The organism is Clostridium cavendishii DSM 21758 (genome assembly GCF_900141845.1).
Lineage (GTDB): Bacteria > Bacillota > Clostridia > Clostridiales > Clostridiaceae > Clostridium_AG > Clostridium_AG cavendishii.
The window spans coordinates 177,413-196,262 of record NZ_FQZB01000011.1; the positions used below are offsets into that span (position 1 = coordinate 177,413).

The 18,850-nt window shown below is 29.3% G+C and carries 5 protein-coding genes; all 5 read right to left on the reverse strand.

The features are described from left to right. Positions 1-3: 3 nt before the first annotated feature. Positions 4-3,807, reverse strand: a complete 3,804-nt coding sequence (locus BUB01_RS13490) for an SDR family NAD(P)-dependent oxidoreductase (protein WP_072988701.1) — start codon at positions 3,805-3,807, stop codon at positions 4-6. A 28-nt stretch (positions 3,808-3,835) separates the two neighbouring features. Continuing rightward, positions 3,836-5,083 carry an ACP S-malonyltransferase gene (gene fabD / locus BUB01_RS13495; protein ID WP_072988703.1) on the reverse strand — a complete coding sequence of 416 codons (1,248 nt, stop codon included), beginning with the start codon at positions 5,081-5,083 and terminating at the stop codon, positions 3,836-3,838. Positions 5,084-5,086: 3 nt separating this feature from the next. Then, a complete protein-coding gene (locus BUB01_RS13500; RefSeq protein WP_072988706.1) occupies positions 5,087-11,500 on the reverse strand; it encodes a non-ribosomal peptide synthetase in 6,414 nt (2,137 codons plus the stop codon). A 126-nt stretch (positions 11,501-11,626) separates the two neighbouring features. Continuing rightward, the gene (locus tag BUB01_RS13505; RefSeq protein ID WP_072988710.1) at positions 11,627-17,851 is read right to left on the reverse strand and encodes a non-ribosomal peptide synthetase; all 6,225 of its coding nucleotides are present in this window, start codon (positions 17,849-17,851) and stop codon (positions 11,627-11,629) included. Between the two features lie 57 nt (positions 17,852-17,908). Next, positions 17,909-18,841, reverse strand: a complete 933-nt coding sequence (locus BUB01_RS13510; protein ID WP_072988713.1) for an ACP S-malonyltransferase — start codon at positions 18,839-18,841, stop codon at positions 17,909-17,911. Positions 18,842-18,850: the final 9 nt, after the last annotated feature.

The following is an 18,850-nucleotide window of genomic DNA, read 5'->3' on the forward strand; positions in this document are numbered from 1 at the left end:
TCTTCACCTCTTCTCCAAATATCGTGCAGCCTCTAATTCTGATATCTCTCCATTTTCTAATTTTGCCAAAACAATATCTATATCATCATAATCAGAATGTATTCCTAATTTTTTATCAAGATATTCTGCCATACTTGAGATTGTCGGATAGGAAAAAATATCTGATACATTGAAAATATTTGGAAATACCTTATCCAATCTATTAAGGAGATGAACTGCTAACAATGAATTTCCTCCAAGATCATAAAAATTATCATACAAACTGATTTCTTCTACATTCAACGCTTCTGCCCATATAGCTGCAAGCTTCATTTCATTATCAGTTAATCCATCTTTCAAATCTGTCAATTTGAAATCAAATTCATCTATAGAATATTGAACGTCTTTAAATGTATATTCTATTTTGTTCTTACTTTCTATATCACGCATTATATTTTCAGATAACTCCACGGGTTTTGCATCTGGTTGTAATTGTAGGTCATTAAAATTAATTTCTCCTACAACTATATTACTAAGATCAGAATACATAAGCTTATCAAAAGCTTCAATAGCCTCTGATGTTAATAGCTTATGGAATCCTGTTGATTCATTTATTCCATAATCAACAGCCATCCCAGTTTCTTTCCACATAGCCCAATTAATACACAACGTTTTTCTATTTTCCTTGTTGCGATACTCCGAATAAGCATCTAAAAACATATTTGATGCTATATAATCACTTTGTCCTAAAACTGGAATAAAAACAGCTACAGAAGAAAATAAAATAAAGAAATCTAGTTCATCCTTTTGAGTAACCTTATCTAATACCAATGTTCCAAGAACTTTAGGTGCTAACACTTCATTAAATTTTTCATGGCTTTTTGTTTTTATTAAACCATCTCCCGCTTTTCCTGCAGCATGTATAATACCATTTATACTATTGTATTTTTTACGTATTTCATCAAATGCATGAGATACAGCTGATTCATCAGTTATATCAAGGGTAAGTATTTCTAAATTACACCCTTGCCTTTTTATTTCTTCTATAGTCTTTATTTTTCGTTTTAATTTGCTATTTCCAGGTTTATTTAGGATATCTTTAAACTCACATTCTTTAGGAAATGATTGTTTTTTTATCAGAATTATATTTTTATAATTATTTCCAGCTAAGTAGGTTGCTATTTCTAATCCTAAACCACCTGTTCCTCCAGTAATAATATAAGCTCCATTATATTCATTTACACATGATAATTTCACATCTTTTGGTATCTCATAATAATCTAATGTTTTAATATATCTTTTATTCTCACGATAAGCTACAATAGGTTCCAATCTATTTGAAATTAGCTCTTCTGATAGCAATGAAGAATCCGTATAATTATCAATATCTATTCCTCTGCAAAATACTAGATTGCTTTCATGATTCACAGCAGATATATATCCAAATAAAATAGCATTTATTGGATTGAGCTGATTCTCTAATTCAGTTACCTTGTTTACATTCTGTGCTATAACATAAATGTTTAATTTTTCATCAAGCTTAAAGTTTAATATTTCTTGTATAAATTTATGAAAACAAAAAATACCTTTATTTAAATGTTCCTGAATCGCAGAAATTTCACCTAATTTATCTTGGCTAAAATTTGATGCAAAATAAACTATTTCTGTTATTTTGCTTTCAATAAGACCTCGTATGTAATCTTTAACCTTATTACTACCACTTTGTATACATGTAACAAAATCACTAATATCACATACTGTTATAGTCTCATATAAACTCTTAAACTTTGTACAAAGTTCTTTACTATAGCCTGTACTATCGCAAATAACTAGGACATTGTGCTTTTCTGGTGTTACCGTGGGAACCAATATAGAATCATGAATCCATTCTATTTTACTGTATAATTTATTATTACTTTTAATATCAAACCAACATCTACTTTTCTCAAATGGATACTTTGGAAGAGACAATTTTACATAGTCTCTATTCCATATTTGATGCCATGGAATATCAAGCCCCTCAATATATAGGTTGCAAATCTCTATGGGAGTTCTGCTGTAAAATTTAGATTCTTCATTTAATCCTAATAACGATACATTCAAATTATCCTTCGTATCAATTAATTTTTGAATATTTACTCCTCTGCCTTGAGCAGATTTACAATTTTTACAAAATACATTTTCACCACAATTCTCGGGACTATTTATCCATTTTTTCAGTTTATCAACAATTTCTTGTGTATTTGACACAATCAATGCTAATCTATGTTTATAATGACTTCTTCCGTGAATCAAAGTGCCACAAATATCCTCTAATGGTATATAGTGTTGTTTACTTAAAAATACAATATATTCTTCTGCTAACTTTCTTAACATATTTTCACTTCTAGCAGATAAAACAAATATAGACTCAACCTCAAATTTTTCGTCATTTTCTATCTGACTATTATCCTCTGAATACTCTTCCAATACTAAATGACAGTTAGTTCCACTTAATCCATAAGAACTTATTCCAGCTATTCTAATATCATCATTCAAACCCCATTCACAAAGTTCATTATTAATGTATACAGGAAGTTCATGAAACGGTATTGACTGATTTGGCTCTTGAAAATGAAGCAAAGGAACCATTTTTTTCTCTTGCAAACACTTACAAATTTTTATAAACGATGCTATACCTGCTGCTCCTCCTAAATGACCTAAGTTTGTTTTAACTGAACCAATAGCACAAAATTGCTTATTTTTGGTATAATGATCAAATGCTCTTTTAAGCCCTTCCATTTCTATTGGATCTCCAAGATGTGTTCCTGAACCATGAGCTTCTATTAACGTAATTGTTTCTGGAGATATTCCAGAAGAAGCCCACGCTTTTACAAGTAATTCTTCCTGAGCTCTAGCATTTGGTACAGTAATACTCATAGAACTTCCATTTTGGTTAACAGCTCCCCCTTTAACTATGCAGTAAATATGATCATTATCAGCCAGAGCTTTATTTAGTGGTTTTAACAAAACAGCTCCTACCCCTTCACCATTTCCAGTACCATCAGAGTTATTATCAAAGGACTTTGTTCTATAATCAGAAGCTTCTATTCCAATTTGCTCCGACTTCTTTCCTTTAATAGGTAACAAATGAAGTTCTACTCCACCTGCAATAGCAAGATCACATTCTAAAGTTCTCAGTGCCTGACAAGCGGTATGAATAGCGACTAAAGATGATGAACAAGTAGTATCAATAGTTAAATTTGGTCCCCTCAAATCTAGAAAATGTGAAACTCTTGCTGAAATAACTGCACGTGTATTTCCTACCATTGCCATAGCATTTACTTCATTTTCTATTTCATCTATAAAACGTTTATAGGTTCGTTCTGTCTCAAAATCATTACTATATCCTAAATAAACACCAGTATTTGTTCCTTTCAACATATCACTGCTATATCCAGCATCTTCTATACAATGATAAGCTACTTGTAAAAAAAGTCTTTGAGCTGGATCTAACAAAGAAGCTTCCTTTAATGAATATCCAAAAAATTGATAATCAAAATACTCAACTGAATCTAAAAATCCACATTCTATGAATTCAATATCATCTTTTGGATATGACTTATTTCTCAATAGTTTGTCAGCCTCTCTTCTTCTAGATTGCGGAAAAACATCTACACAATCCTTTCCTTCACACAAATTTCCCCAAAATTCATCCAAGTCTCTCGCCTTGGGAAACTGACATGCAATCCCCACCACTGCAATATCATTTGCTGTAGTCTCCGATATATTTATAGATGTCTTAGCATCTACATCATCTAATGAAAAATTAAGTATTTTAGAATCCAATAAAATCACCTACTTAAATCTATGTCAACTACTCAAGAAGCATCTGAATATAAGTTTTATCAGAATCAGTCTCCTCAATCAGTTGCTGTAACCTTTCCTCTCTTTCATCTAGTGGTGTATGCTTAGTTTCAAAATTGCTGACAAGCATATTTATAGCTTGTCTTATATGTTCTTCCATTGGTATTGAACCATTTGATTCCAATTCTTCTACTATTCTTTTTAAATTGTTGTATGGTTTAACTACTCCATTATTATATTCTTCGGCATTATAATTTGAATTAGGTGTACAAACAGCAATAGCCATACAACGATGTAAAAACAACATTTTATCCATCTCTTTATCCTTTAAGTACATTTCCAATGTCTCTCTGTCTTCCTTTTTATCAAAAGCATAAGTCTCAATCTTAGGAAATGATCTTCTAATGATATTCCTTAAAGTAGCCTTCGGTCCAATATCTATAATAAGATTCACATCTTGTGCCTCTAAAAAATACATAGTTTGATTCCATTGTACAGGCATTGTAAGCTGATGTGTTAAGTTCTCAACAATTGCATATTTACTTGTATATGGTAATGCATTAACATTAGATAAAACTGGAATTTTAGGTTCTTTAAAATCCATTGTATACAGTAATTTCTGTAATTCTCTAGCAGCTGGTTCCATTAGTTCACAATGAAAAGGTGCGCTAACCTGCAACCACGTAACTTGTCCTCCATTCTTTTTAACTATTTTTTCAAGTTCGATGAGTCCATATTGTTCTCCAGATACTACTGTTTGATTTCCTGAATTATAAATAGATACACCTACATATTTTTTACTATCCTGAACTATTTTACAGAAATAATGTACCATACTAGAATCCATGTCAGTTATAGCTATCATTCCACCTTTACCATTTGAAACAGCCTCCTGCATCAATTCTCCTCTTTTACGCACAAGTTTTACAGCATCTATAAACTCAATAGCATCTGCGCATACTAATGAAGATATTTCCCCCAAACTATGTCCAGCCAAGAAACTTGGCTTAATTTTATGCTCATTCATTAATACTCTATATGCGGCAACTTCTACAGTTAATAGAGCCGGTTGTGCCACAAAGGTTTGTTCCAAATATTTGCTATCACCATTAAAACATGTACTAGCTAAATCATAGCCCAGCACTTCACTTGCTTGATGAAAAATTTCACGTACATAATCATAATTATCATAAAACTCTTTTGCCATACCAATATATTGAGATCCCTGTCCAGGAAAAACAATTGCTAACTTATTCATATATTATTCATCTCCATTCTGTAATTCTAAAACTATTATATTTAAAAGTTGAACGTACCCATTTAGGAACTTCTCCATTTTTTCTTTTAATAACACATCAGTACTAAAACCTAAGGATAGCATAAGTTCATTTTTTTTGTATTTATAAGTAAGCGATATGTCAAATACATTTTCATCTACTCTGTTTAATTGAATATTTTCTCTACTTGAAAAAAGTGAGATAATAATTTTGTTCTTTTTCTGAGTTCTTTGTAGTGTTTTGTTTGTAAACTCTTTGTTATGTTGTCCTACCAATTGTTCTATTATTACATCAGATAATTGTTTAATACTTTCAATTTCTTCAAAATTCACTGAAATATCTATAATTCTAGTTTTATCTGACACATAAATTGTTACCTCTCTTGATGTGCTAACTTCATGCAGAAGATAAATATATGACACAATCAACGCTATATCTATTTCCTTAAATGAATCATACTTTTGCTTACGTAATTTTATATATATATCCTCTTCTAAATTCGCTATCAGCATTGTTCGGTTACCCATAATATTATTCTTTACATGATATTCTTCTAATAACTTAACTCCTTTTAGTTTAAATTCATTTCTAACAGCCGGTAAGTTTTGCTTATCAATAAAATGTGACAATTCTATAATAGTTGAATGAATAAATAAATCAGCTACTGTAACCTTATTTGACAATTCAGCTGTAACTCGTGAAAGAACTTTAACAATTAAAAATGAGTTTCCACCTAAAGCAAAAAAGTTATCTGTTGTACTTATTACTTCTTTATTCAAAATATCTTTCCAGATTGCAAGTACAATTTTCTCTGTATCCGTTTTAGGTGGTATTATTTCCCTAGCTACTCTTTGTTTTTTTACCATGGAAAAAAGTTCCTTATAATCAATTTTCCCATTAGTCATTAATGGAAATTGACTTATAAAAACAAAGTGTTCTGGTATCATGTAATTTGGTAAAATTTCTTGAAGATTTCCCCTTAAAACCTCAGGACTTATTGGCTCATCATGAATATAAAATGCAAATAAAGAAACTTCACCCTCATCTGATTTTATGGACTTAACAATCACATCTTTAACACTACATTTCATAATTAATGCATTTTCAATTTCTCCTAACTCTATTCGGAAGCCGCGAATCTTTACTTGATTATCTAACCGCCCTTCAAAGACTAGGTCATTATTCTTAAGTTGTCTTACAAAATCTCCAGTTTTATATATTTTCTTAGTATAATCAATAGGATGTTTAATAAACTTTTCATAGGTGAGATTCTGATCATTATAATATCCTCTAGCTAAACCTCTTCCAGCGATGCACAACTCCCCTATTACTTCTGGCGGTTGTAGTTCATTATTTTGATCAACAATACAAAGCTCAGTGTTTGTAATTGGCTTTCCTATACTAACATGTGATACATCCGTTATTTCTTTCATAGTAGACCATACTGTTGTTTCTGTTGGACCATACATATTGAAAACTCGTAAATTTCCTGTGGATTTAACCTTTTCAGCCAGAGATTTGCTTAAATTTTCACCACCTATCATTATTGCTTCTAATCGTCCTATTCCTGATAATATCTTTTGATTTTCAAGAAGTAGTTGTAATCTAGATGGTGTAACTTGCATAAAATTTATATATCTCTTTTGAAACATTGTTGCCAACAATTCTGGATCAAGCTGTTCTTCTCTTGAAGCAAGTATAATTTCCATACCGCAACAAAGTGAAACTAAACTTTCCAAAACAAAGATATCAAATGATATTGTTGTTATTGATAAAAATGTTTTTCCTTCACCAAATGGTAGTTCATTTTTCATACTAACTATAAAATTTGAAAGTGCAGAGTGATCTATAATTACCCCCTTTGGTTTACCAGTCGATCCAGACGTATAAATCATATAAGCTATATCTTCCATGTCATTTGGCAAATATATTAACCTATCTTCATAATTTATACAGCATAACTCTTCAATAACAATTACTTCTTTTACCATTTTATGGTCTGTTAAATATTTCTCATTTGTTATTAATACTTTACATTCACTATTATCAATCATATATTGTATTCTTGATTTAGGGTACTCGGGATCCAAAGGAAGGTATCCACATCCTGCTTTAAGTACTCCAAGCATACTGATTATAATTTCTGGTGATCGATCTACTAAAATGGCAACCACATTTCCCTTGGATATTCCATTCTTCCTAATCGCATCAGCAATAATATCTGACTTTCTATCTACTTCATAATATGTAATTGAGTTATCCTTAAATGAAATTGCAACATTTGATGCTTGTTTATTTGCTTCTTTTTGAAACATTGATATTACATCACAATCCATATAATCTATTTGTTTCCCAATATAAGGTTGAATATCATCACTGTTATATATTTGTAATAACAACTCAGTTTTTGAAGCTGGTAAACTAGTTTTTTCTATCATATTGCAAAGTATTTTTTCAAAATAATCAAAATACGTATTAATCTGTTCTTTAGTAAAATGATCTAAATCATAACTAACTTTTAAGAAAAATTCATTATGTGTATGCATACAAATAAAGTCTAGAGGAATTTCTGTTTTATAATACTCATCGACGTCAAAACTCTCAACAGACTTCACTTTCTGATCCATCTGATCATATATATGGAAATCAACATAATTAAAAAAGTTATTTATATATATATTAGAAGAGTCATTATCTGCGTATTGAATAATCTTTGAAGTTGGTAGCCTTCCATAATGCTTCAACTGAATCATTTTTTCATTAATATCCTTTAAAAAGTCTCTCCAAGTCATCTCTTTCTCTATTACACATCTGAAAGGAACAGTATTGAGAAAACATCCAAGCATCTTATCCCCATCTTCGCAAAGTGGTCGATTATTTTCTACCAATCCTACTAAAAAGTCTGTATTATAAGATGTCATGTATAACATAAAAACATATGCAGCAAAACAAATAGATCTGATTTGTACTCCTTCTTTAATTGAAAGTTCCCGAATTAATTTATTTTTATCCATACCTAAGTTATATACCATAAATTGTTGTTCTTTTAATTCACTTCTTGTGTTTTTCTGTAATTGTGGAAACTCTAAAAACTTACAACCTTTTAATTCCTTTTTCCAAAATTCTTCCACAGACCTATCCTTATCAAAACGTATCTGCTGAATTATATAATCTTTGTAACTATGTTTTAATCCAACATCAGACAATAATTTGCCTTCTTTAATACTTACATACGTATTTGTTAATTCTGTCATGAAAGATGCAACACTCCATCCATCTAAAATAGAATGATGAACACTTAAAAGTAAAGCATAATCTCCTTGATATGATAGCTGAAAAATAGCTATCCTCCATAACTGATTTTTGCTTTCACTTTCTAAAGATATAAATGGATTCTGTCTATCTTTAATCATATGTTCAGATATTGCTAACATTTGATCTGCTTTAGAAATATTTTGTAAGCAAAAAAACTGCACTTTATTCGTTACTGCTTTATAAACAACTTGTACATGTGTAATAAAATTAGTTAAATAATACTTAGTTCTTAAAATAGGATGCTTCTTACATAATATATCTACTGATTTTTTAAATATATCCATTTGGAAATCTTCATCAAAAAACGTAACTATATGTTGATCATGATAAACAGAACCTTCTGATGATTTTAACGATTGCAGCACCATCCCCAACTGTATATCACTCATAGGATAAAAGTCCTCTATCATTTCCTCGTTAAGAATATCAAACTTATCTGACGTTAAAATCATCTGCTTTGTCTTATCTAATTCTAAATTGGCTTCTTCAAATGACTCTCTTACTCCAATATCTTTTGCATTCAAAATATAATTCTCTAGCTTTATAATATTATTATTTTCATATAAATTTATTATTGATAATTCAATCCCCATCTGTATATTTATCAAACTAATAGCGCGAATAGCTTTTATAGAATCTCCACCCAACGAAAAAAAGCTAGTATTTATCGAAAAACACTCAACTTTCAGAACCTCTTTCCATATATCATAAATACTTTGTTGTATACTACTTTTGGGTAAAGTAATTTCTTGATGCTGGATATCCACATCTTTTATATCCATGTCCTGAATATTAATCAATTCTTTTCTATTTATCTTTCCATTTGGTAAAAGAGGCATTTGATCTATAAAATAATACCGTGCTGGTAACATATAAGATGGTAAATAAAGTGACAGATGCGCCTTTAATTCTTCTGTATTTATTCTTTCTTGCCCAGAATAATAAACACATATATCTTTTTGATCTTCTACAATATTACGTACAACAGCTATGGCTTCTTCTATTTGTTGATGTCTAGTTAATGCAGCCTCAATTTCACCTAATTCAATTCGATATCCTCTTATCTTAATTTGGGAGTCATTTCTTCCTATATATTCTATATTACCATCGGGAAGCCATCGAGCTATATCTCCTGTTTTATAACAAATTTCTTCTGTACAATGTGTGTTCTGAATAAATTTCTCCTTTGTAAGCTCTGGTCTATTCAAATATCCCTTGGCTACCCCAACTCCTGAAATATATAATTCACCAATTGCTCCTATTCCCTGTCTTCGTTCTTCCAAATCAACAATGTAAAGTTTAATATTATTTATCGGTTTCCCTATAGGAATATTTTTTCCCCCATCATTTCTTGAACATTCATAATAAGTTACATCAATAGTTGCTTCTGTAGGACCATATTTATTAATAAGTTTCGGTGAGGATTTTTGTTGAAACAAGTCAAAGAAATCATTTACAGCATTTGCACTTAAAACCTCTCCACTACAAAAAACATATTTTAATTCATATAAAAGATATGAATTTTTATTCATTCTAACAGTTGCTGTAAACATTTGTAGCATAGTAGGAACAAAGTGAATCACCGTTACTTTATATTTGTGAATTGCTTCAACTATTGCATTAGGATCTTTTTCTGCACCAACCTCTAGTAATAACAGTGAAGCTCCACTTAAACTCCATAATAAAATCTCCCAAACTGAAACATCAAAACAAAATGTTGTTTTCTGCATAATTACGTCTGTAGAATTTATTGGGTATTTTTCCTGCATCCAAAGTAATCGATTTACTAATGAATTATGTTTTATCATGACCCCTTTTGATTGTCCAGTTGATCCGGATGTGTATATTACATATGCAATATCTGTAGATAAACACTGTGCATTCAAATTCTCCATTTCTCCGGAAAACCATCTATAAGAATCTTCTAGATTAATTACAAAAAAAGTATCACTTATAGCATGTGATAATGGTCCTTTTATTATTAAAGCCTTTGCTTGAGTATCAGTTAAAATATTTTCTATTTTATGTTTTGGGTACATAGGGTCGATTGGTACATATGCTGCTCCGGCTTTTAAAACAGCTAATATACTTATTATTAATTCAGCAGAACGCTCCATACATATGGCGACAATATTGTTACTTCCAACTCCTTTTTCTATTAACTTACGTGCCAACTGATTTGCCATTTTATTTGTTTCATCATAAGTATATTTATGATTATTAAAAATAAGTGCACAATTATTTGGCACTTTCTTAGTCTGCTCCTCAAAATATGAGTGAACAAGTCTATCAGAAGGAAATGATTTTTCTGTATCATTGAATTCATTTAACTTAGTATATTCCTCCTCACTTATCCAACAAATATCTGATATAGGAGCTTCATACAGATCTACCATTTGTCTTAATACTAAAGCTGTTTTACAAATCCAATTTTTAACTGAAACGTCATTATATTGTTTATTGTTATATAAAACCTGAATGAACAATCCATGTGATTCTTGAACCAAGGTAAATATAGTCTGATCAACCAGTTTTATTTCACTAATATTCCCATGAATCTTTTCACTACTAATAATAATTCTATATGGGTCATAGTTATTGTTATTAGTATTTAATCCTACATCATGTAAAATACGTTCCAAAGGATAGTGTCCATGTTTTACAGCTTTTTTAATTTCATCTACAGCCTGATTTAGAAATTTTTTAATTGTCATGGTATTATCTATCTTCATTTTAACAGCTAAAATTTGATTTATTTGCTGTGTTGACTGCTCACTTTTTAACATAGGCATGCCAACCATCAGATCCTTACTATTAATAAATTTTCCTACAACATATGCCGTAGCAGCAAAGAAAATAGAAAATAATGCAACATCAGAACCTCTACATAAAATATACAATTTATTTTTTAATTCTTCAGTTACTGGTATCCTCATCAAATCTGTTTGTACTTTACTCGTTTGAAAATCCGGATAAAATCTACTAAACTCTGTACCGCTTTCAAATTGATTTATCCAAAATTCTCTATCTTTTTCATACATGTTATTTGATTCTATTATATTCAATAAAAGATCTTTATTCATTATTCCCTCTATCCTAAATAATTTAATATTCTTGAATTTTGGTCCTTCAAAGTAGAAGGACCATTAAAATTTCTAACATTTATCTAATATCTTCATTGTTAATTGGTACATTACTGTCTTGAATAATTAATTTAAAATTTTGCTTTCAACCAAACTTACCATACTTGAAACAGTTGGATGTGAGAATAGTTCTACTACTTGAACCTTTATCTGCCACCTATTTTCAATTAATGTTCTCAATTTTACTAAAGTAGCAGAATCCCCTCCAATTTCAAAAAAATTATCTTCAATATCAATTTGAGATGTATTTAACACCTGTTCCCAAATATTGCACATCTCAGCTTCATTATCATTTTTTGTTTCTATTACTTCTATTTTCTTATTATAAAAACCCTTAACCATGCTTTCTAATTCATTTTTATCTATTTTCCCATTTAATGTTAATGGTATCTTGTCAACAAACATGAATTGTGAAGGAATCATATAATATGGAAGTTTTTCTGCTAAATAGTTACGAATCTCTTGGACATCCATTTTTTCTCTTACCACTATAAAAGCAATTATAGATATTTTATCACTTGCATCTTTAATACCTAGAACAACAACCTCTTTAACCTTTTTATTTTGCAATAAGATTGTTTCAATTTCATTTAATTCTATCCTATGTCCTCGAACTTTAACCTGGTTATCTTTTCTACCACAGTAAACAAGTTCACCATTTCTCAACTGTTTTGCATAATCACCAGTCTTATATAATCGCTCTTCAGGGTTATATGGATTATATACAAATCGTTCCTTAGTCAATTCTGGTTGATTAAGATATCCTCTAGCTACCCCTTCCCCACCAACATATATTTCTCCAATTGATCCTAACGGTACCAACTTTTTATTTTCATCCATCAAATATGTTGATAGCGTTGATATAGGTTTCCCAATATTACTTTGATTGTTATCTATTTCTTTGTCTGTTATTTTTTTATATGTTACATGAACAGTAGTTTCAGTTATTCCATACATATTTATTAAGGAAACATTTTGATTTTTACTATGCCACTCTTTCAGCATAGCTGGTTGTAGTTCCTCGCCTCCAAAAATAACATACCTTAAATTATGATCATTAATATCAACAGCCTCTTGTTCTATTAACATATTTCGAAAACTTCCTGGTGTTTGATTTAATACTGTTATCTTTTCTTTTTTCAATAATCTCCAAAATTCTTCTGGATCCCTAGCAGTTTCTCTTGAAATTACAACTGCTGTGCCACCATATAATAATGCTCCATATAATTCCCAAACGGAAAAATCAAAGCAAAATGAATGAAATACGCTCCATATATCAGACTCATTAAAGTCAAAAATCATATTATCATTTTTCATCAAACGTACTACATTTTTATGCTCAATTACAACTCCCTTTGGTAAACCCAAAGATCCTGATGTATATATAATATAAGCTATCTGATTTGGTGAAACTTCATCTGATGAATAGATACACTCCTGATCATCCAACTTTTCTTTATCAATACAGATTATACATAAATTTGTTTCATCAATGTTAAATGTTAATAATTCTGTTTCTGTTAGTAATATTCTCGCTCCACTATCATCGAGCATAAATTTTTTTCTTTCATCTGGATATTCAGGGTCAATAGGCATATATGCCCCACCTGCTTTTAATATTCCTAAAATTCCTGCTATCATTTTTATAGAACGATTAAAATGTATTCCAACTATATCTTCTTTTTCCAATCCTTTCCTTTTCAATAAAGTAGCAATTTTACTGGAATATTCATTCAACTCAAGATAACTCCACTGTTCTTCTCCGCAGATAATAGCTATTTTATTAGGTGATTTCTTAACCTGTTCTTCAAATAATTGATGTATAGTTTTATCAATAGGGTATTTTATAGATGAATTATTATTTTCACTCAATAAAAATGAAGTCTCCTTCTCCGATAATATATCTATATTCTCAATCATTACTTCTGGATTCTTTATTATATTTTTTACTAATCTTACATATCTATTTGCCAGCTCTTCAATTGTACTATGTTCAAACAAATCTGTGCGATATTCCCAATCTATTATCAATGTCTGATTTCTTTCGCTAATAGTCATCAATAAATCATACTTAGCCATTAATCGATTAAGTTCATAAATATAATGTTCATTCCCTGGCAATTCATTTACAGAAAAATCATTATTCAAGAACGTTAATACAAAATCAAAAATAGGATTTTTCCACATTTCTCTATAATTACTTAATTTTTCAGCTAAAACCTCAAATGGATAATCTTGGTTATTAAAAGCTTCTATTGTAATATCTTTTACTTCATAAAGATAGCTCGTAAATGACATTCTAGGATTAACTGTAGTCCATATCGGAACCATATTAACAAAATTACCAATAACTTTCTCTAAATCCGGATGCCTTCTACCTGCAACTGGAGTTCCTGTTATAACTTCACTTTCTAAACTGTATTTTGATAACATTACATGAAATGAAGCAAGCATAAACATATACATTGTAGTTTTCGTTTTGCGTAAAAATTGTACAATAAGTTCCACATCATCTTTTTCAATTATATGACTAACTTTTTTTACATTTGCACCTAAAGACTTAGGTCTTTTAAAGTCCATAGGAAAACTCATAGCTGGTACCCCATTTTTAAAACGTTCTAACCAGTATTGTTCTTGAAGAAATAATTCACCTGATTCAACAGAATGTCTTTGCCATATTGCAAAGTCTTTATATTGAACTTCTATATTCGGTAATACTTGTCCATTGTATATTTTATTGAATTCATTCAATAAAATCTTATAACTTAGACCATCAGAAATTGTATGATGCATATCAATCAGCATAATATGATACTCATCATTATTTACATTTAATAGTTTAACTCTTAATAACGGTGCTTTACTTAGATCAAAACTTTGAATAAATGAGCTAATTTTTATATCAAGATCTTTAGCATCAACTTTCTCTTCTAATATTGTTAGTTCACCGAATTCATGAATATTTTGTACATAAGTACCATTAACTGCTTTAAATGATGTTCTCAAAGCCTCATGTCTTTGAACTAATTTATTAAACGCACTTTTTAATTTTTCAGAATCTAACTCTCCTATAATTTTAATTGCTAAAGGCATATTATAAACAACTCCGCTTCCATTTACTTCACTATGGAGTAAAAGTTGACTCTGTGCATATGAAACAGAATAATCTGTATTATCTTGTTGATTTTCTAAATTTTTATTTTTTGATAAAGCATAAAATGCTATTTCTTTTTTAATAGGTTCTACATCAAAATCTCTATTGCTAATATCTAATTTTTTTTGAATATATTGAGATAATGCACTTATGGTTGGATGTTGGAACATTTCAGATAAAGGAATTTTTATATTGAATTCTTTTGCAAGTTGGCTATTTACTTGAAGTATGTTAAGTGAATCTCCCCCAACATCAAAGAAATCATGATGAATACCGACTTTTTTATCTAAAATTTTACCCCATATTTCCCAAATCTTTCTTTCAATCTCATTTTTAGGTGCTACTTCAACAACTTCAACTTCAAAAATCTTATTATCGCCTATATATGCCTTGTTGTTGATTTTCTTTCTCACTTCAGACATATCTTTAACTTGAATAAAGTAAAGAGGAACTAAATAATAAGGCATATTATCTTTTAAATAATTACGTAATGAATTTATATATATTTCTTTATCTGCAGTAAAATAAGTATATACGTATTCTTTTTCTTCATATTTTTGTATACATGTTAATGAGTCATTAATTCCCTCAAATTTAGTAACATATGAATCTATAACTTCTGCATATATGTTGTATCCGTCTAATCTTTTTACTTTACTTGAAGTGTGTACTAATTGTAAAAAACCATTTGTGTTCCATATTCCATACTCACCAGTTCGAATCCAATTTTTTTGTGTAGTATCATTTGGTCTTAATACACAAATCTCACCAATACCACCTATTATTTGCTCACGCCCATATCTATCCAATAAACAAAAGTAATTCTCATCTATAGGTTTTCCAATTAAATTATTTATTCCCCTTTCATCATTACGAGTATAATTATAAACAAATGTATAAAAATCAAATTCTAGATATCTATAAAGACCTATAAGCTCACAACAAGTTTCACAACTTATAACATCTTTAAATAACTGAACTAAGCTTTGTTTTAAAGGAATTTCATCAGTAAAAGTATATTTTAATTGCCCAAATTCACTAATATCATAATCTTCCTCAATTAATATTAAAATAGAATCAAGTAGTGATGGAATTGTCCTCAAAACAGTCACCTTACAGTCAATTAAATCATTAACTATCATATCCACGTCACTGCAATTTTCTGGATAGCAAAACATTGCTCCATTAGATAAACACCATATTAATTCCCATGCCGAATCAAAACAATTATAAGGTGTACATTGATATATTATATCTTCTTCACATATAGGAAACATTTTTTGTAAATATACTGAATTCATATACATTTCTATATTTTTTTCATATACACTCTGATTTTTTCCATTTACTATATGTGAATTCTTAACACAATATGATTCCCATTCTATTTCATTCTCAAATATTTTATTAATTTCTATAATATTTTGTCCCGATAAATTTTTATCTTCAGTAATAACGAAATTTTTATCTTTTATGAGATTATCAGAATATCGTTTTGGAAAATTATAATCAACTAATTCAAATGTACCTCCAACCTTCCATATTCCAATCATCGCAGCAAATAGATTAACAGACCTTTTTAGATGTAAAGCTACTATATGATTTGATTTGTAACCAACCTTATTTAGAAAATTTTTAACATGTTCAGCTTTTTCATTAAGAATAGCATATGTAGTTTTTTGATTTCCACAGCTAATTGCAACTCTATTTGAATTCCTATTTACATGTTCTTCAAATAACTTAATAAAACCCTCATATGAATTTTGCAATGAATTCTCCTGTAAACTTATAATTTTTTCATCATTCATATACTTCATTTTATCAAGATTGATATGTGGATTGCTTAAAGTTGATTGAATTATATTTATTAAATGCTTATATATTCCATCAATATATTCTTGCATAAACTTTTCAGTATCATAATTTATAGAAATATGAATATACTCATTTTTATCATGATATAATGTGACTGTTAAATCATAGTTATTCATTTCATTTATTGATACATCTTTTATTTTTAAGCTAAATTCAGACATAGATTCAATAGGATAATCTTCTACAACAAAAATAGTATTAAAGATACTATTTCTTCCAGATATATCTGTTAATTTCTGTATATCAACTAGTGAAGCACTTTCGTATGGTATTCTTTCACAAATATCTTCTCCAATTTTCCCCAAAACCTTATCTGGAGTATCCATATTACTTGTTTTTACTCTAAGAGGTATAGTATTTATGAACATACCTACAGTTTCAAGTATTCCCGGCAACGATACATTTCTACCTGATATTGTAGTTCCAAATACTACATCATTGGTGTCAAGATAATCTTGAAGTAATAAACCCCATATCATATAAAAAAATGCTGCAATAGTAGTATTTTTAGATTCTAAATATCCATAAATATTTTGACATAATTCTTTAGGTAAGTAAAAATTCGTAGATCCTACATCTTTTATAATATTGTCATTTTGTATCATCCCCAGATAAGTTGGTTGATTAATACCACTTAAGTAATTTCTCCAATATTCTGTATGAGGTGCCTTATCTTGACTTCTAATTTGTTGAGCAAAACTTCCAAAAATATTTGCGAAATTAATTGTATTTTCTATACTATAGTTATTAGATATAGAATCATATAATCTTAAAAATTGTTTCATAATAATCCCATTACTCCAGCCATCAAATAATATATGATGACTACTTAATATCACTAAATACTGATTACTATATTTCTTACATAAAGTTATACGAAAAGGAACTTCTTCCTCCAATTTAAAACCTAGTATCTTATCTTTTATCTTTATATTTACAATAGCTTCTTCTTTTTCCTTTTCACCTAACTCAGAAAAATCATAATGAAAAATACTGGGTATTACTTCTTTTAATATAATTTGCAATGGTTTAGATATTTTCTCCCACCTAAAGATAGTTCTTAGTGCCTCATTCCTAGTAACCACTTCTGTCCAAGCCTTTTCAAAAATATGTTTATCTATTTCCCCATCTATTTCCACTAATAATTGTTCAAAATAGAGGTCTTTATTGTCTAAATTATTTAAAGAATGAAATAACATTCCTTCCTGTACAAATGTCAAAGGATAAATGTTTTTAATTGCTGATTTTTGAATCTTTACCATTATATGACCCCCCTGAGGTAAATTCGCATTATTCATTAAATATTAATTATGTGAATTTCATATCATCTTTCTAATTTTCTCCAAGTCTGCAGGAAGATGAAAATTATATGTTTTTATTTGTTCTGTGGTGTTTTTCATTAGGAATGATAATATATTTTTTGATCCAATTTCTACTGCATTATAGATGTGATTATTTAATGCATATTGAATACAATCATTCCATTTAATTCTAGATGAAATACATTGAGCTAACGTTCCAGGTATATCCCCACATCCATTATAAGGAAGAGCAGTCATACTAGATATAATAGGGAATTTAAAAGGATTAAATGAATATTTTACCAACTCATTCATAAATTTATCAGCAGCTTCCTTCATTAAAATACTATGAATAGGACCATCTATATTTAATGGATATACTATCGCTCCCATCCTTTCTAATTTTCTAGCAGTTCTCATAATTGATTTCATCTCACCTGATATTGCAACATGGTGTGGAGAATTAACAGCTGAAATATAAACTTCATATCCTTTTTCTTGTTGTTCTTTACACAATTTTTCAACTTCTAAATGGTTTAAATTTACAACCCACATCATAGTTCCATTATTCTTTTGTATATGTGTTTCTATAATCTTTGTTCTAGCCTTTAAAATTAGAAGCATATCTTTATAATCAACTGCATTTGCACATGTCAAAGCAGTAAGCTCACCTAAACTATGTCCAATTCCTATCTGTGGAATAATACCAGTTTCATTATATAAAACTCTATAAGCTGCTACACCTACAGCAAATATAGCAAACTGTGCATTATGTGCTTTATTTAGTTCCTTACTATATTCCTTATTAAAGCATAATTTACGAAGATTTACTTTAAGAAAATCTTCTGCTTCTTCTAAAGTCCTATTCGCAATATCAAAATTATTACAAAGTTCATATCCCATTCCGGTATATTGCGCTCCGTGACCTGGGAACATAAATAATGTATTCAAATTAATCAT